This window comes from Inquilinus limosus DSM 16000, from assembly GCF_000423185.1.
In the GTDB taxonomy this organism is placed as follows: domain Bacteria; phylum Pseudomonadota; class Alphaproteobacteria; order DSM-16000; family Inquilinaceae; genus Inquilinus; species Inquilinus limosus.
Window position 1 is genome coordinate 25,564 of sequence record NZ_AUHM01000043.1, and the last position, 18,503, is coordinate 44,066.

The following is an 18,503-nucleotide window of genomic DNA, read 5'->3' on the forward strand; positions in this document are numbered from 1 at the left end:
ACCGATGCCGCGCCCGCTCTACAGCGAATCCGAACGACTGCGAAACATCCATCGCGTCCTCGTCATGTTCTATCAGGAGCAGCGCTCCCAGGCCGAGATCGCGGCGGAGATCGGGATCTCGCCGGCCACCGTCAACCGCATGATCCGCGAGGGGCATGAGCGGGGGCTGGTCGAGATCCGCATCCGCTCGCCCTTCGATGTGGAGGAGGGGCTGTCGGCGGCGCTGAAGCGCCTGGGCGGCCTCGACTCGGCCGTCGCCGTCCCCTCGGTCTCGACCGACCCGGCCATCGTGCTGAAATCGGTGGCCGAAGCGGCGGCGACGACGCTGCTGGAAGGCCTGGCCGACGGCATGACCATCGCCGTCTCCGGCGGCGTCGCCCTCTGCGCCACGATCGAGGCGCTGGCGCCGCCGCGGCGCTACGACGTCCGTGTCGTGCCGGCGACCGGCGGCGTCCAGGGCAAGTTCCGCACCGACGTGAACCATGTCGCCGTCGCCCTCGCCGAGAAGCTGGGCGGCACGGCCTACCAGCTGCACGCCCCGATCTTCGCGGCGAACGAGGCGGAGCGGGCGGCCCTGCTGTCGGTCTCGACGATCCGCACCGTGCTCGACATGGCGCGGTCGGCGGATGTCGCCCTGTTCGGCATCGGCTCGGTGCGCGACGAGCATGCGACCTACCTGACCCTGACGGACACGGCTGATCGCGGCGCGATCGAGAGCGCCGGGGCCGAGGCGGAACTGCTGGCCCATCTGCTCGACCATGACGGCCGGCCCTGCGACCACCCGTCGAACCGCCGGCTGGTGGCGCTGACGCTGGACGAGCTGGCGGGGATCCCGCGGCGCATCGCGGTCGCCTCGGGCGAGCGCAAGGTCGCGCCGATCGCCGCGGTGCTGCGCGGCGGCGCGCTGGGCCATTTGATCACGGATGACCGGACAGCCCGTGCGGTCGTCGAACGACTGGAGGGCAAGGATGCAGCTGCGGCGTGAGATCGGCGCGAGCGGGATCACCGCGAGCGCGGTGGGGCTCGGCACCTGGGCGATGGGCGGCTGGATGTGGGGCGGCGGCGATGACGACGCCTCGGTCGGGGCGATCCGGGCGGCGCTGGATGCCGGCGTCACCCTGATCGACACCGCGCCGGCCTACGGCCTCGGCCGGGCGGAGGAGCTGGTCGGCCGGGCGATCAAGGGCCGCCGCGACGAGGTGGTGCTGGTCACCAAATGCGGCCTGGTCTGGGACACCGACAAGGGCCGTCCCTTCGTCGCCCAGGACGACAAGACCATCCACCGCTATCTCGGCGCGGAATCGGTGCGGCAGGAGCTGGAGGCCAGCCTGCGCCGCCTGCGCACCGACCATGTCGACGTGCTGATCACGCATTGGCAGGACCCGACAACGCCGATCGCCGAGACCATGGAGGCGCTGCTGGCGCTGAAGGCGGAGGGCAAGACCCGCGCGATCGGCATCAGCAACGCCAGCGTCGAGGATCTCGCCGCCTATCGGGCGGCCGGGCCGGTCGACTGCGTGCAGGAGGCCTACAACATGCTCGACCGCGGGCTCGAGCAGACGCTGATCCCGCCCTGCCGGCAGGCGGGCATCGCCGTGATCAGCTATTCCAGCTTGGCGCTCGGGCTGCTCACCGGCCGGATCGGGCCGGAGCGGGTCTTCGAAGGCGACGACCTGCGCCGCACCAACCCGCGCTTCTCGGTCGAGAACCGGCGCCGGGTCGCGGCCTTCGCCGCCGACATCGCCGGCATCGCCCGCGGCCATGGCGTGGAGATCGCCGATGTGGTGATCGCCTGGACCCTGGCGCAGCCCGGCATCACCTTCGCCCTTTGCGGCGCGCGCAATGCGGAGCAAGCGCGGCAGAACGCGCGGGCGGGCGGGCTGCGCCTGTCGGCGGACGAGCTGGCCGCGATCGACCGCGCCATCGCCGCCCATCTCGGGCCGGTCGCGGCGGCTGCGTAGGTTCGGCTCCAGGGAATGTCCGATTCACAGATCCCGGGATGCGCTCCGATTGCCTCTCCCGCTTGCGGGCTGGCGAATTCGCGCATCGTCGAAGCGAGCTTTCTCAAGTCCCCCCTCCTCTTGCGGGAGGGGGGCAGGGGGAGGGGTCTGCGCGCGTCCGCGGGCGAATGCGCAAAGGACAGGACCCGCAGTCGGGGCCGGATCGCCAGAGTTCAGGTCGGTCTTGACGGCGAAAACCCCCTCCCCCTAGCCCCCTCCCGCGAGGGGAGGGGGGACTCACTTATTGTTCGGTCGATGTCGTTGCTGGCTTTCAAGCAGGACACCAGACCATGACCGGCAATGGCTCGTCCGTCCCCGAGCGGGCCGAGGTCCTGGTGATCGGCGGCGGGATCAACGGGATCAGCACCTTCCGCGAGCTGGCGCTGCAGGGCATCGATGTGGTGCTGGTCGAACGCGACGACTTCTGCTCCGGCGCCAGCGCCGCCCTGTCCCGCATGGTGCATGGCGGGCTGCGCTACCTGGAGAACGGCGAGTTCCGGCTGGTCCGGCAATCGCTGCAGGAGCGCGACCGGCTGCTGCGCAACGCGCCGCACTACGTCTTTCCGCTGCCGACCCTGGTGCCGGTGACGGCGCGTTTTCGGGGCACGCTGGCGACGATCGGCGCCTTCCTCGGCCTCTGCGGCCGGCCGCAGGCGCGGCCCGGGCTGATGATCCGCACCGGCCTCGCGCTATACGACCTGCTGACCTGGTGCAGCCGGACCATGCCGCGGCACCGCGGCATCGGCCGCGCCAAGCTGCAGCGGCTGGCGAAGGGGATCACGCAGCGGGCGGTGGCGGGGGTGCTGTACTACGACGCCCGCGTCACCCATCCGGAACGGCTGGGCATCGAGCTGGTGCTGGACACCGAGGCCGAGACCGGCGCCCGCGCCTTTTCCTACACCGAGATCACCGGCCGCGACGGCGACGGCCTGGCCTGGCGGGACCGGATGACCGGCGCCAGCGGCACGATCGCGCCGCGCGTGGTGGTCAACGCCACCGGCGCCTGGGTCGACCTCGTCGGTGGCGCGATCGGCCCGGCCACCAACCGGCGCCGCGTCCAGGGCACCAAGGGGTCGCATCTGATGATCCGGAACCGGGCGTTGCAGGAAGCGCTGGACGGCCGGATGATCTATTTCGAGAACGACGACGGCCGCATCTGCATCGCCTTCAACCATGCCGGCGCCGCCCTGGTCGGGTCCACCGACATCCGGATCGACGACCCCGACGACGCGGTGTGTCTGGACGACGAGAAGCGCTACATGCTGGCCGCGTTGGCCGGGATCTTCCCGGACCTCGATGTCCGCGACGACGAGATCGTCCATGTCTTCACCGGCGTCCGGCCGCTGCCGGTCAGCGACGATGAGGCGACCGGGCGGATCAGCCGCGACCACTCCGTCGAGGTCGATCCGCCGGGCGCGCTGCCCTTCGCCGTCCTGACCCTGATCGGCGGCAAATGGACCACCTTCCGCGCCTTCGGCGAGGAGGTGGCCGACCTGGCCCTGGCCCAGCTCGGGCGGGCGCGCAAGGTCGACACCCGCGACCGGCCGATCGGCGGCGGGCGGGGTTTCCCGCGCGACCCCGACGCCCTGGCCCGCTGGCAGCGCGACCAGGCGCAGGCCATGGGGCTGCCGCTGCAGCGCTTCCAGGTCCTGGCCCAGCGCTACGGCAGCCGCGCCGTCGCGGTCGCCCGCTTCCTCGGCGAGGGGCCGGACGCGCCGCTCGCCGCCGCGCCCGACTATTCGCGGCGCGAGCTGCAATACCTGATCGAGACCGAACGGGTGCGCGACATCGGCGACCTGCTGCTGCGCCGCACGCTCCTGGGGATGGAGGGGCGGGTCACCGCCGCCCTGGTCGCGGAGGCCGGCGGCCTGATCGCGTCCGTCCTGGGCTGGACCGAGGCCGAGGCCGCGGCCGCCGCCGCGCGCTTCGAGGACATCATGGCCCGCCGCCACCGCGTGCAGGCCGCTCACCAGTGAGGTTTCCGATGTATGTCACCAAGAAGGTCCGCCTGAACCGGCTGATGCGGAACGGCCGCTGCCTCGACGTCGCGATCGACCACGGCGTCTGCAACGAGCCGTCCTTCATGGCGGGGCTGGAGGACATGGAAGGCGTGGTCCGGATGTTGGCCGAGGCCGGCCCGGACGCGATCCAGATGAATTACGGCCAGGCCGACCTGCTGCAGTCGATGCCGGGGCAGAACCGGCCGGCGCTGGTGATGCGGGTCGACATGGGCAACCCCTACAACCGCCAGCGTCATCGCGAGATGTGGGCGGTGCTGCAGAACGAGGCCGACCCGATCCTGCCGGCCCTGCGCATGGACGCGGCCTGCGTGGTGGTGAACCTGTTCATGCTGCCCGACGAGCCGGGCCTGTTCCGGCAATGCGTGCAGAACATCAGCCGGCTCGGCAACGACTGCGAGAAATACGGGATGCCGCTGATGATCGAACCGCTGGTGATGCAGCCGAACGAGCGCGGCGGCTACCTCGTCGACGGCGACACCGAGAAGGTCGTGACCCTGGTCCGGCTGGCGCGCGAGCTCGGCGCCGACATCGTCAAGGCCGACCCGACCGACGACCCGGCCGACTTCCGCCATGTCGTCCAGGCCGCGCGCTGCCCGGTGCTGGTCCGGGGCGGCGGCAAGGCCGACCTCCGGCGGGTCTTCGACACCTCCGCCGCGCTGATGGCCCAAGGCGCGCACGGCATGGTCTATGGCCGCAATATCTACCAGCACGACAACCCGGCGGCGGTGGTGGCGGCGCTGATGGCGATGATCCATGACGGCGCGGACGCCGACGCCGCCTGGGCCATCTACCGCAACGGCGGCGGCCGATGACCGCCTGGCTCGGCATCGACGCCGGCAACACCGGGGTCAAGGCGCTGCTGTTCGACGATGCGGGACGCGAGCTGGCCTGCGCCCATCGCGACACCGGCGGCCACAGCCCGGCGCCCGGCATGGTCGAACGCGACCTCGGCCGCCTGCGGATCGATCTCGAGGATCTGGTCCGCGAGCTGTTGGACAAGAGCGGGCTGCAGGGCAGGGACATCGCCGGCATCGGCACCTCGGGCCACGGCAACGGCCTTTACCTGCTCGACGCCGAGGGGCAGGCGCTGGCGGCGATCCAGTCGCTCGACTCCCGCACCGCGGGGCTGGTCGAGGAATGGCAGGCCGCCGGGGTGGCGGAAGCGGCGGCGGCGATCTGCCTGCAGCGGCCCTGGCCGTCGCAGACGCCGGCGCTGCTGGCCTGGATGGCCCGCCACCGGCCGCAGATCCTGGCGCGCGCCGCCCATGTGCTGATGTGCAAGGACGTGGTGGTCCATGCCCTGACCGGGCGGGTGGCGACCGACGTCACCGATATGGGCGGGGCGGGGCTGCTGCGGCTGCCCGAGAACCGCTACGACGGCGGCCTGCTCGACATCTACGGCCTCGGCGCCATCGGGGCGAAGCTGCCGCCGCTGCACTGGCCGACGGAGCGGGTCGGCGCGGTGACGGCGGAGGTCGCGGCCCGCACCGGCCTGGCCGAGGGCACGCCGGTGGTCGCCGGGTTCTTCGACGTGGTGGCCAGCGCCGTCGGCGCCGGCGTCACCCGGCCGGGCCAGGCCTCGATCATCCTCGGCACCTGGAGCATCAACCAGGTGGTGGTCGAGACGCCGCTGGACGGGGTGTTCATGTCGACCGGCATGGCGCCCGGCCGCTTCCTGTCGATGGAGAACTCCGCCACCTCCGCCACCAATCTCGAATGGCTGGCGCATCACGTGCTGGCGCATGACGGCCGGCGCGCGGGCGGCAGCGCCTTCGCCCTGGCCGACGCCCTGGCCGCCGCGGCGCCGCCGAAGGCCGACGGGCCGATGTACCACCCCTATCTCTACGGCGCGGCGGGCGATCCGTCGGCGCGCGCCGGCTTCTTCGGCCTGGCCGGCTGGCACGACGGCGGCGATCTGGTGCGGGCCGTGTTCGAGGGCGTGGCCTTCGCCCATCTCGCCCATGTCGAGAAGCTGCTCGCCGCCGGGGCCCGGCTGCGCGGCATCACCGTCTCCGGCGGCGGCGCCCGCAGCCCGGTCTGGCCGCAGATGATCGCCGACGTGCTCGGCGTCCCGGTGCGGGTCGCAGCGCAGGCGGAGACGGGGGCCCTCGGCGCCGCCATGGCCGCCGCCGTCGGCGCCGGCCGCTTCGCCGGCCTGGACGAGGCCGCGGCCGCGATGGTCGCGCCGCCGCGGGAGGTCGTGCCCGACCCATGCCTCGCCGGCTTCTACCGCCGCCGCTTCGCCCTGTGGCAGGCGGTCGGCCGCAGCCTCGCGCCGCACTGGGCGGCCCTGCGGGAGATCGGTCATGCGTGAGGTGGGGGCATGATCGCACCGGAAGAGATCCGCACGGCGCGGCGGATGCTGAACTGGACGCAGGCCGAGCTGGCGCGCCGGGCCCGGCTCTCCGTCACCGGCCTGCACAACATCGAGGCCGGCGTCGCCAACCCGCGGGCCTCGACCCTGGCCCGGATCAGCAGCGCGCTGGAGAACGGCCGGGCGCCGGAGTCCGGCCGGGACGGAGAGGCCGGCGACGACGCTGAGATGCTGCTGCGCTCCCTGCGCTCGGACGTCGCCCTGCTCTACACCGTGCTCAACGCCCGGCTCGACCAGATCGAGCGGCGTCTCCGCGGCGCCCGGCCGGACGTCCACGACGCCTGACCGTCTGCCCCGACCCACCACCCTTCGCCGACCAGGAGGACCCATGTCCGCGATCGCCCTGCCGCGCCTGATGCGGATCGGCGCCGGTGCCCTCGACGAGCTTCCGCAGGCCCTGGCCCAGCTCGGGCTGAGATGGCCGGCCGTGGTGACGGACCGCTTCCTGGCCGGGAACGGCGCCCTCGACCGCCTCCGTACCGTCCTGGCCGTCGCCGGCATCCCCGTGCGGGCCTTCACGGAGACCGTCCCCGACCCGACTTCTGGCGTCGTCGACGCGGCCGCGGCCTTCATCCGGGAGGGCGACCACGACTGCGTCATCGGCTTCGGCGGCGGCAGCCCGATCGACACCGCCAAGGCGGCCGCGGTGCTCAGCGTCCGGGGCGGCACGATGCGGGCGCTGAAGGCGCCGCATCAGGAGGACGCGCCGGGGCTGCCGATCGTCGCCATCCCGACCACGGCCGGCACCGGCTCCGAGGCCACGCGCTTCACCATCGTCACCGACGAGGCAACCGAGGAGAAGATGCTCTGCGCCGGCCTCGCCTATCTGCCCAGCATCGCCGTGGTCGATTACGAGCTGACCCTCAGCAAGCCGCGCCGCCTCACCGCCGACACCGGCATCGACGCCCTGACCCATGCGATCGAGGCCTATGTCTCGCGCCGCGCCTCGCCCTTCACCGACGCGATGGCGCTGGCCGCCATGCGGTCGATCTGGACCCATCTGCGCACCGCCTGCGACGACCCCGGCAACCGCGCGGCGCGCGAAGGCATGATGCTGGGATCGCTGCAGGCCGGCATCGCCTTCTCCAACGCCTCGGTGGCGCTGGTGCACGGCATGAGCCGGCCGATCGGCGCGCATTTCCATGTCGCGCACGGCCTGTCCAACGCCATGCTGCTGTCGGTGGTGACGGAATGGTCGGCGCCGGCGGCGATGCCGCGCTACGCCGCCTGCGCCGTCGCCATGGGGCTGGCGCCGGCGGGAGAAGACGACGAGACTGCGGTCGGCCGCCTGGTCGAGGCCCTGCACCGGATCAATGCCGAGCTCGACGTGCCGACGCCGCGGGCCTACGGCCTCGACGCCGGGAAATGGGACCGGCTTCTGCCGCTGATGGCGGAGCAGGCCCTGGCCTCGGGCTCGCCCGCCAACAACCCGCGCATCCCCGACGCCACTGAGATCCAGGCGCTGTACCGCCGCGCCTGGGGCTGAGCCTGGCGAGCGCATGAAAAGATCGTCATTGCGAGCGCAGCGAAGCAATCCAGGGCCGCAGGAGCGGAGGCATGGATTGCTTCGTCGGCTTCGCCTCCTCGCAATCACGGTTCTCTTGCACGAGGGGTCTGATCCCGGGCTCGCGGGGCTGAGCCCGGCGCGGATTGTCCAGAATGTCGGACATCGGGCCGCGCCGCTGCGTTGACGCCGGACCGACGCGAACCTCATCCTTTCTGAAAAACAGATCCGGGGCACGGGCGGCAGCCACGGGCCCGGGGCTGGGAGGAACGCGTGCAAATCGGCTTCAACCTCCTGGTGATCGGAGGGGCGATCGCGCCCGCCGACCGCCCGGTGCTCGAGTCCCTCAAGCGGCACGGCTATGACGGCGTCGAGGTGCCGGTCATGGGCGGGACCGAGGCCGATTGCGCCGCCCTGGGCCGCCTGCTCGACGATCTCGGCCTGGCCCGCACCTGCACCACGATCATCCCCGATCCCGACCACAGCCCGCTGAGCGCGGATCCGGCGATCCGCCGCCGCGCCCGCGACCGGCTGGCCTGGGCGATCGACTGCGGCCACGCCCTGGGCGCCACCGTGATGGGCGGGCCGTATCACTCGCCGCTCGGCGTCTTCTCCGGCAACGGGCCGACCGAGGACGAGCTTGCCAATCTGGCGGAGGCGCTGCACTGGGCCGCCGGCCGGGCGCAGGAGGCGGGAATCCATCTGTCGATCGAGGCGGTGAACCGCTTCGAATGCTACGCCCTGAACACGGTGGAGCAGGCGGAGGCGCTTCGCGCCCGGGTCGGCCACCCGAATTTCGGCTTCATGTACGACACCTTCCACGCCAACATCGAGGAGCGCGACCCGGTCGGCGTCATCGCGGCCCATGCCGCCGGCATCACCCATGTGCATCTGTCGGAGAACGACCGCGGCATCCCGGGGCGCGGCCATGTCCCGTTCCCGGCGACCATCCGCGCCCTGCGCGGGATCGGCTATGACGGCTGGCTGACGGTCGAGGCCTTCGGCCGGGCGCTGCCGGATCTCGCCGCCGCCACCAGGGTCTGGCGCGACCTGTTCCCCGACCTCGACACGCTGTTCGCGGAGTCGATCGCCCTGATCCGGCGCGAGTGGGAGGCCGCGGCATGAGCAGCGCCCCGCGCTTCGAGATGCGCGGCATCCGCAAGGCCTTCCCCGGCGTGGTCGCACTGGACGGCGTGTCCTTCGCCTGCCGCGCCGGCGAGATCCACGCCCTGTGCGGCGAGAACGGCGCCGGCAAGTCGACCCTGATGAAGGTGCTGGGCGGCGTCTACGCCCCCGATGCCGGCGAGATCCTGGTCGACGGCGCGCCGGCGCGCTTCTCCCACCCCGCCGCCGCCCGCGCCGCCGGCATCAGCATCATCCACCAGGAGTTGAGCCTGCTGCCCGACCGCACGGTGGCGGAGAACATCCATCTCGGCATCGAGCCGGTGCGCCGCTTCCGCCTGGACCGCGCGGCGATGCGCGCCGGCGCCCGGTCGCTGCTGGCCCGCCTGTCCTCCGACATCGACCCGGACACCCCGGCGCGCGACCTGGCCATCGCCGAGCAGCAGGCGGTGGAGATCGCCAAGGCGCTGGCGGTCGACGCCCGCATCCTGGTGATGGACGAGCCGACCGCGGCGCTGGACGACGTCGAGGCGGCGCGGCTGCTGCAACTGGTGCGCGGCCTCAAGGCAGCCGGCGTCGCCGTGGTCTACATCTCGCACCGGATGCCGGAGGTGTTCGCCGTCGCCGACACCATCACCGTGCTGAAGGATGGGCGGCACGTCGCCACCCGACCGCGGTCGGAGACCGGAGCGGACGAGGTGGTCCGTCTGATGGTCGGCCGGCCGCTCAGCGATTATTTCCCGCCGAGACCGGCGGGCCCGCCCGGCGATCCCGTGCTGCGGATCGAAGGCGGCGGCAACGCAGCACTGGCCGACATCAACCTGGTCGTGCGCCGCGGCGAGATCGTCGCGATCGCCGGGTTGGAAGGCTCCGGCAAGACAGCCCTGGCCCGCGCCGTGGTTGGGGCCGATCCCTTCCTCCGCGGAAGCATGTGGATCGGGGCGCGGGAGGCGAGGCCGGGTTCGGCGCGGGCGGGGGTCACGCGCGGACTCGGCCTCGTGCCCGAGGACCGCAAGCGCGACGGGCTGGCGCTGATGCAGTCGGTGCGCGACAACGGCCTGCTCGCTCGCCGCGGCCTCGCCTCGCTGCTGGCGCGGCCGCAGGGCAGGGCGGTGGGGGCGGAGACGATCGACGGCATCCTCGCGGCGGTCGATGTCCGCGCCGTGAGCTGGGAGCAGGAGACGCGGCTCCTCTCCGGCGGCAACCAGCAGAAGGCGATCCTGGCGCGCTGGCTGGCCTGCGACCCGCAGCTGCTGGTCTTCGCCGAACCGACCCGCGGCGTCGACGTCGCCGCCAAGGCCGCGATCTACCGGCTGATGCGCGACTTCACCGGCCGCGGCAAGGGCATCCTGGTCGCCACCTCCGACCTGCCGGAGGCGCTGGGCCTGGCCGACCGCATCCTGGTGATGCGCGCCGGCCGGATCGTCGGCGAGCGGCCGGGCGGCGCGACCGAGGAGGAGGTCATGGCGCTGGCCACCGGCCACCGCTTCGACGCCGTGGCGCGAATGGGGGCGGCATGAGCGCGATCGCCACCGCCGGGCGGCCCCGCCGCCGCGCCGAGCTGCCGGTGCCGGCGATCCTGATCGCGGCTTCGGCCGTCGGCTTCGCCGCCACGGCGCTGGCCACCGGCCAGTCCGCGCAGCTCTCGGCCGGCGGCGTGATCGCGGTGCTGGAACGGGTGGTGGCGCTCGGCTTGGTGGCGCTGGGCCAGACCTTCGTCATCCTGGCCCGCTCGATCGACCTCTCGGTCGCCAACCTGGTCAGCGTCGGCGCCGTCATGGCGTCCTGGCTGATGCAGGGCGACCCGGCGATGATGCTGCCGGCCGTGGCCGCGGTGCTCGCCGTCTCGGCCCTGGTCGGGGCGGTGAACGGCCTCCTGGTGACGCGGCTCGAGATCAACCCGCTGATCGCCACTCTCGGCGTCGGGCTGGTGCTGCAGGGGCTGCTCAGCGCCTCCTTCCAGAACTTCGCCGGGGCGGTGCCGGAAAGCTTCCAGGTGCTGGCCTACGGCCAGGTCGGGCCGGTGCCCTATCCGGTGATCGGCCTGTTCGTGCTGACCGGCTGCGCCGCCTTCGTGCTACGCTCCACCCGCTTCGGCGCCCATCTCTACGCCACCGGCGGCAACCCGGACGGCGCCCGGCTGGCCGGCATCCACACCCACCGGGTGACGCTGGCCGCGCATGTCGTCTGCAGCCTCGCCGCCGGGCTGACCGGGCTCTACCTCGCCAGCCGCCTGCGCTCCGGCGCCCCCTGGGTCGGGCGCGACGGCATCTACGACCTCGAATCCATCGCCGTGGTGGTGATCGGCGGCACCGTCCTGGCTGGCGGCCGCGGCGGCGTTTGGGGCACGCTGGCCGGGGTGATCCTGTTCGGCACGCTCGACGCGATCTTCACCATGGTCGGCATCGACGCCTTCGTGAAGCAGGTGCTGCGCGGCGGCATCGTCGTCGCCGCCGTCGCGGTCTATGCCTACCGCACCCGGGGGCATGTGGCATGATCGAGACCACCGAGCCGCGCCCGATCAGCCCGCCACGCGCGACGCCGTCGCCGCTGCGCCGCCTGGCCGTCATCCGCCCGGCCTATTGGGTGCTGATCGTGCTGCTGGTCGCGATCGCCGTGGCCAGCCCGGCCTTCCTGGAGCCGCAAGGCTACATGAATTTCCTGCGCCGGGCGGCGCCGCTGGTGATCCTGGCGGCCGGGCAGCTCTTCGTCATCGTCGCCGGCGGCTTCGACCTCTCGGTCGGGTCCCTGATCACGCTCGTGGTGATGGCCTCGGCGCTGCTGATCCAGGGCGACCCGGCGCAGACCTGGTGGGTGATCGCCCTCGTCTACGGCATCGGCCTCGCCGTCGGCCTGTTCAACGGGCTGGTGGTGTCCTGGCTCAAGGTGCCGTCGATCATCACCACCCTCGGCATGCTGCTGTCGCTGAAGGGCATCGCGCTGGCCTGGTCCGGCGGGTCGCCGCAGGGCTACCTGCCCGACAATTTCCGCGATTTCGGCCGGTTGACCTGGCGCGGCCTGCCGATGATCGACCTGCTGCCGCTGGCGGTCGTGGTCATGGTGGTCACGGTCGCGCTGCTGTGGTGGCTGATGCACGGCACCGTGCTGGGCCGGCTGCTGCACGCCATCGGCGACAATCCGCGGGCGGCGGAGCTGGCGGGGGTGCGGGTGCGGCTGGTGCGCACCATCGCCTTCGTCGTCTCCGCCCTGTCCGCAGTCACCGCCGGCATCCTGCTCGGCGGCTTCGCCGGGGTCTCGACCAATGTCGGCGACGGCTACGAGCTGCAGGCGATCGCGGCGATCGTGATCGGCGGCGCCCAGCTGCTCGGCGGCCGCGGCACCGTGCCCGGCGCCGTGGCCGGGGCGCTCAGCCTCGCCGCCCTGTTCACCCTGCTCAACCTGATCGGCCTGCCCAAGCCGCTGCGCGACGCGGCCCAGGGCCTGATCCTGATCGCCGCCGTCGGCTGGAGCGTCTGGCGCCGCCGCAGGGGAGGGGCCTGACGCCGTCGACCATTCCAAGAACCAGAACGATAGGGGAGGAACGTGATGAAAATCGGGATGATGATCGGCACTGCCGCCTTGCTGGCCCTGGCGGCCGGCACGGCACAGGCGCAGAGCTTCGACGACCCCAAGGAGTTCGAGGCCCAGCGGGCGCTGATGTCGGCCAAGGCGGAAGGTCCGGCCGACAAGCCGTGGGAGCAGCACTACGGCACCCAGATGGTCGATACGTCCAAATACAAGAAGCCGGGGCCGTACAAGCTGTGCTTCTCCAATGCCGGGGTCGGCAACCCGTGGCGCGTGGTCGGCTGGACCACGATGCAGGCCGAGGTCGACCTGCACAAGGACGAGATTGCCTCCTTCACCGTGGCCGATGCCGAGGGCAAGGACGACAAGCAGATCTCCGACATCAAGGCGATGCTGGCCAGCGGCAATTGCGACGCGCTGATCGTCTCGCCCAACACCACCGCGGCGCTGACCCCGGCGGTGGAGGAGGCCTGCAAGCAGGTGCCGGTCATCGTCTTCGATCGCGGCGTGCTGACCGACTGCCCGGTGACCGTGATCAAGCCGATCGGCGGCTACGCCTTCGGCATCGCCGCGGCGGAATACATCGCCGCCAATGTGCCGAAGGGCGCCAAGGTGCTGGCGCTGCGCATCCTGCCCGGCGTCGACGTGCTGGAGAACCGCTGGGCCGCGGCCAAGCGGATCTTCGACGAGAAAGGCATCGAGGTGGTCGGCGCCGAGTTCACCGACGGCGACCGGGCCAAGACCAAGTCGATCGTCGAGGACTATCTGACCCGCGTCGGCAAGCTCGACGCCGTGTGGATGGACGCCGGGGCCACCAGCGTCGCCGCGATCGAGGCATTCGAGGACCAGGGCATGGACGTGCCGATCGTCACCGGCGAGGACCAGCAGGACTTCCTGCAGAAATGGAAGCAGTCGGGCATGAAAGCGCTGGCGCCGACCTACCCGACCTATCAGTGGCGCACCCCGGTGATCGCGGCGCTGCGCATCCTGAAGGGCGAGAAGGTGCCGGGCCCGGCCTGGTCGCTGCCGCAGCCGACGATCACGGCCGAGACCCTCGACAAATACGTCAACGAGAAGATGCCGCCGCTGCACTACGCCATGTGCGGCTGCGAAGGGATGCCGGACTACCCGCAGCGGTGGATCGGCAAGTAGTCAACCCGCGGGAGGCGGGCCGGCCCGCCTCCCGCTCAGGGCGGAGGATCCCATGGGCGACTATCACATCACCGGCGCGATGATCTGGGACGGCAGCGGGCGCGATCCGTATCCCGGCCAGGTCGTGGTCCGCGGCGACCGCATCCAGGCCGTGGCCCCGGCTTCGGAGCGGCTGGACGCCGGCGGCTGCGAGGCGGTCGACGGTACCGGCGCCACGCTGATGCCGGGGCTGGTCGAGGGCCACGCCCATCTCTCCTTCTGCGGCGCCGCCCGCAACACCGATCTCGGCGACATCCCGACCGAGGAGCATGTGCTGGAGACGATGTGGAACGCCGAGACGCTGCTGGATCACGGCTTCACCAGCTGCTACTCGGCCGCCAGCGCCAAGATCCGGCTCGACGTCGTGATCCGCGACAAGGTCAATGCCGGCCGGCTGAAGGGACCGCGGATCAAGGCGGCGAGCCCGGAGATCACGGTGACCGGCGGCCTGGGCGACGAGACCCGGCTGCACCTGGCCCGCGCCAGCTTCGGCATGGTCTGCGACGGGCCGGAGGAGGTGCGCCGCGCCGTCCGCATCTGCATCCGCGAGGATGTCGACAACATCAAGATCAACATCTCCGGCGACGACTTCGTCGACCCGGCCAAGGGCGGCATGACGGTGATGTCCCAGGCCGAGGTCTCGGCCGCGGTCGAGACCGCGCATGATTTCGGCCGGCGGGTGAACTGCCATGCCCGCGCCAGCGAGGCGGTGAAGCGCGCCATCCGCGCCGGGGTCGACGTGATCTACCATTGCGAGCATGCCGACAGCGAGGCGCTGGACATGCTGGAGGCGAAGAAGGACCAGGTCTTCGTCGGCCCCGCCATCGGCCTGATCTACAACACCATCCACGAGGCCGGGCCCTGGGGCATCGACGAGGCCAAGGCGCGCAAGCTGGGCATGCATCTCTGCATGGAGGCCAGCCAGCGCACCTATGCCGAGATGCGCCGCCGCGGCATCCGCGTCGTGATCGGCGGCGACTACGGCTTCGCCTGGACGCCGCAGGGCACCAATGCCCGCGACGTCGAGCACTTCGTCAAGCTGTTCGGCTACACCCCGTCCGAGGCGCTGCAATGCGCCACCAGGATCGGCGCCGAGCTGATGGGCATGGGCGACCGGCTGGGCCAGGTGCGCGAGGGCTTCCTGGCCGACCTGATCCTGGTCGACGGCGACCCACTCAAGGACATCAGCCTGATCCACGAGCACGGCGCGATCCGCATGGTGATGAAGGACGGCGCGATGCATCGCCTGTCGCCGCCCCGGGCGATGCGGGCCGCGGCCGCCGCCGAGTGACGCCTTGGAGGGCGCCGGCCACCGGCAGTCGGGCGTCGACATCCTGCTCGGGGTCGTCGACCGCCTGACCGAAGCCCCGGGCGGCGTGTCCGTCGCCGCCCTGGCCGGCGGTCTCGCCGTGCCGCGGTCCAGCCTCTACGCCGTGCTGCGGCCGATGCTGGCATCGGGCTGGCTGGAGGCGCCGCGGCGCGGCATCGTCCGGCTCGGCGCCGCCTGGTTCGACCTGGCGGTGGCGTTGGAGGCCGAGCAGCCGGCCGCGCCGGCCCGGCCGCGGCTGCAGGGCATGACCGGCCCGGCCCGGTCCTTCCTGTGGAACCCGGGCTTCACCGAGCTGGTCGACGCCGCGCCCTTCGCCCGGCCGCCACCCTATGTCTTCGGCTTCTCCAACGGGTCCCGCGCCAATCTCTGGCGCCAGGGGCTGATCCATGGCGTGCAGTTCGCCGCCGCCGAGCATGCCGACCGCATCGCCACGCTGCGCATCGCCCATGCCGATGACGACGCCGCGGCCCAGGCGCGCGACATCGACGCCTTCCTGGCCATGGGCGTCGATGCGCTGATCGTCAGCCCGCTGGAGACCGAGGCGCTGCTGCCGGCCCTGGCCCGGGCCCGCGCCGCCGGGCTGCCCGTGATCATGGTCGACCGGCTGCTGGGCGACGCCTCGCATTCCCTGGTCCAGGTCGCCGGGCCCGACACCGCCATCGGCCGGCTGCCGGCGCAATGGTTGGTCGAGACGCTGGGCGGCCGCGGCAGTGTGGTGATGATGGTGGGCGACCCGGAGATCGGGCCGCTGCTGCGCCGGGCCCGGGCGGCGCGCGAGGTGTTTGCGCTCTCGCCCGGCATCCGCATCCTCGAGACGGTGCACACCGAGATGACGGTCGCGGCCGGCCGCCGCGCCATGGCCGGGCTGATCGAGCGCTGGGGCGACGCCATCGGCGGCGTCTGGTGCGACAGCGGCCTGCACGGCGCCGGGTCGATCCACGCCTGGGTCGATGCCGGCTATGACGGCCGCGTGCCGCCGCACACCGGCGGCGACCAGAACGCGGTCTATCAGCTCGCCATCCTGCACGGCGTGCCGCTGGCGGCGATGGATTTCCCGCCGGCGATGGGCATCCGCGCGGTCGAGGTCGGGCTCGACATCCTGGCCGGCCGCACCCTGCCGCGGCGGATCGAGGTGCCCACGCCCCTGGTGATCAGCCGCGGCTGGGAGACCGCCTCGGTCCGCGCCGATGTCTTCGTTGAGGACCATGTGCGCTGGGACCGGCCGCCCAGCCTGATCCTGGGCCACGGCATGGGCGACGACTACGACCCGACCAGTTTCACAGTGGGAAAGGGGGGCGCGGTGGGGAAGGGGGCGGCGGCCGATGGCGGCGCCCGCTCGATCCTGCGCACCCTCGACATCCTGGTCTGGCTCAAGGCCCATGGCGGCGAGACTGGCATCGCCGATCTCTTGGAGGCGGTGGCGATGCCGCGCTCCTCGCTGCACGACCTGCTGGGGCCGCTGGTCGGGCATGGGCTGCTGCAGCGCGGCGGCCGCGGCCGGATCCGCGCCGGGCCGCGGGCACGGGCCGCCGGCCTCGCCGCGACCGGCATCGCCGACCTCGCCGCCACGATCGAACCGATATTGGAAGAGCTGGTGCGCTCGGTTGGCGGCGCCGCGGCCCTGGCCGTGCTGCATGGCGAGCGCTGCGCCATCGCTCTCAGCCGCGCCGCGGCCGGGGCGGCGCCGATCGCGGTCGGCAGCCGGACCCCGGTGAACTGGACCCTGGCCGGGCGCCTGCTGGTGGCCGAGCTGCCGGAGCGCCGGCTGCGCTGGCTGCTGGCCGCCCATGCCCGGCCGCGGCGCGACGGCTGCAGGCCGCTGACGCTGCCCGAGCTGGTGGCGGCGATCCGCGCGGAAGGCGGGCAGCGCGTCGCTGCGCTGGCCGGCGAGGCCGGCCCCGATCTCGGCGAGGCGGCGCGGCCGATCCGCGGCGCCGACAGCCAGGTCCGTGCCGTGCTGCTGCTGCGCGTGCCGGCTGGCGACCTGCCGGCGGCCCGGGCGGCGCTGGAGGATCTGGACCTGCCGGAAGCCGTCGAGGCGCCCGGTACCGTCCCGGTTCAATCCTCTCCCGCCATCCAGGCCGTCTTGCCGTAAGCCGGGCCGCCGGCCTCTTAAGGGGCTCCCGGCGGGTGCTCAGCCTCCGCCCTGGGACCCGAGTCCGTACTGCTCGTCGGTCACATGCTCCAGCCAGTCGACGCTCCGGCCGTCGAGCGCTTCGGCGACGGCGACATGGGTCATGGCCGAGGTCGCCGTGGCGCCGTGCCAGTGCTTCTCGCCCGGCGGGATCCAGACCACATCGCCGGGGCGGATCTCCTCGACCGGCCCGCCCTCGCGCTGAATCCATCCCTGGCCGGCGGTGACGATCAGCGTCTGCCCCAGCGGGTGGGTGTGCCAGGCGGTGCGGGCGCCGGGCTCGAAGCTGACGATGGCGCCGCCGACGCGCGCGGGATCGCTGCGCTGGAAGCGTGAGGCGATCCGGACGGTGCCGGTGAAGTACTCCGCCGGGCCGGGCTGGGCGGGCGTCGAACCGTGGCGAACGATGTCCAATGTCGTGCTCCCTTGCGTGTCGGGGCTGGAGGTCTCGCCCGGCGGCAGCCCGCGCGCCTCGAACACCGATTTGGCGACCGGGATCGCGGACATCGCCCTGGGCCAGCCGGCATAGAAGGCGAGATGGGTGATGACCTCAGACAACTGTGCCCGGGTCAAGCCGTTGTCGATCCCCCGGTTCAGATGGCCCGTCAGCTGCGCGGTGTGGCCGGTCGCGATCAGGGCCGCGATCGTCACCAGGCTGCGGTCCCGCGGCGCCAGGTCGGGCCTGGCCCAGACATCGGCGAACAGAACCTCGTCGGTGTAGTCGGCCAGCGCCGGAGCGACCGCCCGGACATCGGGCGAGGCCACCCTCGGCGGCGCCGGTCTGCGCTGCTCCGCCTGGGCCGATGCGGCCAGCGAAAACATGGCGAGAGTGGCGGCAAGCAGCTTCATCGATCCCCTCCGTCGTTCCATTGGTCCGGTCGCCCGGAGATGGGCCGGTAGAGGCTCGGCGATTAGAGGCCCGAAGCCGCATGGCGCTATCGATCGGGCTCATGAATGCGGGCAGCTTCTAGAGCACTTTCCGATCTTCAGGAATCGTGGGGGATTCCCGAAGGCTGGGAATTCTGATTCAAGATGCAGGCTGGTGAGGGAGGCCAGCTTGCATGACGCGACCTCTTTCGATGGACATCCGGGACCGGCTGGTTCGGGCGGTGGACGGCGGCATGACGCGGCGCTCTGCGGCCAAGCGCTTCGGGGTTGCCGCCTCGACGGCGATCAAGTGGGTTGAGCAGTGGCAGCGTACCGGCGCGGTGGCGCCGCGACCGCGGGGCGGTGATCATCGCTCGCAGCGGCTCGAGGCCCATGCCGAGGAGATCCTGGGGCTGATCGAGCAGACGCCGGACA

At 72.3% G+C, this 18,503-nt stretch carries 16 protein-coding genes; 15 read left to right on the top strand and 1 reads right to left on the bottom strand.

The window, feature by feature from the left end:
* The first annotated feature begins 4 nt into the window (after nucleotides 1-4).
* From G537_RS0127700 to G537_RS42450, 14 genes are all read left to right on the top strand, one after another.
* Nucleotides 5-985: a sugar-binding transcriptional regulator gene (locus G537_RS0127700; RefSeq protein ID WP_026872864.1), complete on the top strand. Its 981-nt coding sequence runs from the start codon at nucleotides 5-7 to the stop codon at nucleotides 983-985.
* Nucleotides 969-1,961: an aldo/keto reductase gene (locus tag G537_RS0127705; RefSeq protein WP_026872865.1), complete on the top strand. Its 993-nt coding sequence runs from the start codon at nucleotides 969-971 to the stop codon at nucleotides 1,959-1,961. Before G537_RS0127700 ends, G537_RS0127705 begins: the two co-directional genes overlap by 17 nt.
* Before the next feature lie 329 nt (nucleotides 1,962-2,290).
* Nucleotides 2,291-3,976, top strand: a complete 1,686-nt coding sequence (locus G537_RS40265; RefSeq protein ID WP_034853249.1) for a glycerol-3-phosphate dehydrogenase/oxidase — start codon at nucleotides 2,291-2,293, stop codon at nucleotides 3,974-3,976.
* A gap of 8 nt (nucleotides 3,977-3,984) precedes the next feature.
* Entirely contained in the window at nucleotides 3,985-4,833 is an 849-nt protein-coding gene (locus tag G537_RS0127715) for a class I fructose-bisphosphate aldolase (RefSeq protein WP_026872866.1), read from the top strand.
* Nucleotides 4,830-6,335 carry an FGGY-family carbohydrate kinase gene (locus tag G537_RS0127720; protein WP_026872867.1) on the top strand — a complete coding sequence of 502 codons (1,506 nt, stop codon included), beginning with the start codon at nucleotides 4,830-4,832 and terminating at the stop codon, nucleotides 6,333-6,335. The genes G537_RS0127715 and G537_RS0127720 overlap by 4 nt, the downstream gene beginning before the upstream one ends.
* A 9-nt stretch (nucleotides 6,336-6,344) precedes the next feature.
* Nucleotides 6,345-6,680 (top strand): helix-turn-helix domain-containing protein, encoded by a 336-nt coding sequence (locus G537_RS42445; RefSeq protein ID WP_051249216.1) that lies wholly within the window; start codon nucleotides 6,345-6,347, stop codon nucleotides 6,678-6,680.
* Nucleotides 6,681-6,723: 43 nt separating this feature from the next.
* Nucleotides 6,724-7,881: an iron-containing alcohol dehydrogenase gene (locus tag G537_RS0127730; RefSeq protein ID WP_026872868.1), complete on the top strand. Its 1,158-nt coding sequence runs from the start codon at nucleotides 6,724-6,726 to the stop codon at nucleotides 7,879-7,881.
* 291 nt (nucleotides 7,882-8,172) lie between these two features.
* Nucleotides 8,173-9,024 carry a sugar phosphate isomerase/epimerase family protein gene (locus G537_RS0127735; RefSeq protein WP_026872869.1) on the top strand — a complete coding sequence of 284 codons (852 nt, stop codon included), beginning with the start codon at nucleotides 8,173-8,175 and terminating at the stop codon, nucleotides 9,022-9,024.
* Nucleotides 9,021-10,541, top strand: a complete 1,521-nt coding sequence (locus G537_RS40275) for a sugar ABC transporter ATP-binding protein (RefSeq protein ID WP_034853251.1) — start codon at nucleotides 9,021-9,023, stop codon at nucleotides 10,539-10,541. The genes G537_RS0127735 and G537_RS40275 overlap by 4 nt, the downstream gene beginning before the upstream one ends.
* Complete coding sequence (locus G537_RS0127745; protein ID WP_026872870.1) at nucleotides 10,538-11,518, top strand: ABC transporter permease; 981 nt, start codon at nucleotides 10,538-10,540, stop codon at nucleotides 11,516-11,518. Before G537_RS40275 ends, G537_RS0127745 begins: the two co-directional genes overlap by 4 nt.
* Entirely contained in the window at nucleotides 11,515-12,522 is a 1,008-nt protein-coding gene (locus G537_RS0127750) for an ABC transporter permease (protein ID WP_051249217.1), read from the top strand. The genes G537_RS0127745 and G537_RS0127750 overlap by 4 nt, the downstream gene beginning before the upstream one ends.
* Nucleotides 12,523-12,567: 45 nt before the next feature.
* Nucleotides 12,568-13,698, top strand: a complete 1,131-nt coding sequence (locus G537_RS0127755; RefSeq protein WP_081689090.1) for an ABC transporter substrate-binding protein — start codon at nucleotides 12,568-12,570, stop codon at nucleotides 13,696-13,698.
* Between the two features lie 52 nt (nucleotides 13,699-13,750).
* Nucleotides 13,751-15,028, top strand: a complete 1,278-nt coding sequence (locus G537_RS0127760; RefSeq protein WP_026872873.1) for a metal-dependent hydrolase family protein — start codon at nucleotides 13,751-13,753, stop codon at nucleotides 15,026-15,028.
* A gap of 4 nt (nucleotides 15,029-15,032) precedes the next feature.
* Nucleotides 15,033-17,162: a substrate-binding domain-containing protein gene (locus G537_RS42450; RefSeq protein ID WP_051249218.1), complete on the top strand. Its 2,130-nt coding sequence runs from the start codon at nucleotides 15,033-15,035 to the stop codon at nucleotides 17,160-17,162.
* 39 nt (nucleotides 17,163-17,201) lie between these two features.
* Here the strand turns inward: G537_RS42450 and G537_RS45670 are convergent, their stop codons facing one another.
* On the bottom strand, nucleotides 17,202-18,050 hold the full coding sequence (locus G537_RS45670) for a (R)-mandelonitrile lyase (RefSeq protein WP_051249219.1): 849 nt from the start codon (nucleotides 18,048-18,050) through the stop codon (nucleotides 17,202-17,204).
* Between the two features lie 212 nt (nucleotides 18,051-18,262).
* Here G537_RS45670 and G537_RS0127775 point away from each other — a divergent pair.
* The coding region (locus G537_RS0127775; protein WP_026871918.1) for a helix-turn-helix domain-containing protein at nucleotides 18,263-18,503 on the top strand (241 nt) is incomplete at its 3' end.

Bases quoted from the DNA above. Each gene is read 5' to 3' on its own strand.
- G537_RS0127700 (WP_026872864.1), top strand. From the start codon at position 5: ATGCCGCGCCCGCTCTACAGCGAATCCGAACGACTGCGAAACATCCAT.
- G537_RS0127705 (WP_026872865.1), top strand. From the start codon at position 969: ATGCAGCTGCGGCGTGAGATCGGCGCGAGCGGGATCACCGCGAGCGCG.
- G537_RS40265 (WP_034853249.1), top strand. From the start codon at position 2,291: ATGACCGGCAATGGCTCGTCCGTCCCCGAGCGGGCCGAGGTCCTGGTG.
- G537_RS0127715 (WP_026872866.1), top strand. From the start codon at position 3,985: ATGTATGTCACCAAGAAGGTCCGCCTGAACCGGCTGATGCGGAACGGC.
- G537_RS0127720 (WP_026872867.1), top strand. From the start codon at position 4,830: ATGACCGCCTGGCTCGGCATCGACGCCGGCAACACCGGGGTCAAGGCG.
- G537_RS42445 (WP_051249216.1), top strand. From the start codon at position 6,345: ATGATCGCACCGGAAGAGATCCGCACGGCGCGGCGGATGCTGAACTGG.
- G537_RS0127730 (WP_026872868.1), top strand. From the start codon at position 6,724: ATGTCCGCGATCGCCCTGCCGCGCCTGATGCGGATCGGCGCCGGTGCC.
- G537_RS40275 (WP_034853251.1), top strand. From the start codon at position 9,021: ATGAGCAGCGCCCCGCGCTTCGAGATGCGCGGCATCCGCAAGGCCTTC.
- G537_RS0127745 (WP_026872870.1), top strand. From the start codon at position 10,538: ATGAGCGCGATCGCCACCGCCGGGCGGCCCCGCCGCCGCGCCGAGCTG.
- G537_RS0127750 (WP_051249217.1), top strand. From the start codon at position 11,515: ATGATCGAGACCACCGAGCCGCGCCCGATCAGCCCGCCACGCGCGACG.
- G537_RS0127755 (WP_081689090.1), top strand. From the start codon at position 12,568: ATGAAAATCGGGATGATGATCGGCACTGCCGCCTTGCTGGCCCTGGCG.
- G537_RS0127760 (WP_026872873.1), top strand. From the start codon at position 13,751: ATGGGCGACTATCACATCACCGGCGCGATGATCTGGGACGGCAGCGGG.
- G537_RS45670 (WP_051249219.1), bottom strand. From the start codon at position 18,050: ATGAAGCTGCTTGCCGCCACTCTCGCCATGTTTTCGCTGGCCGCATCG.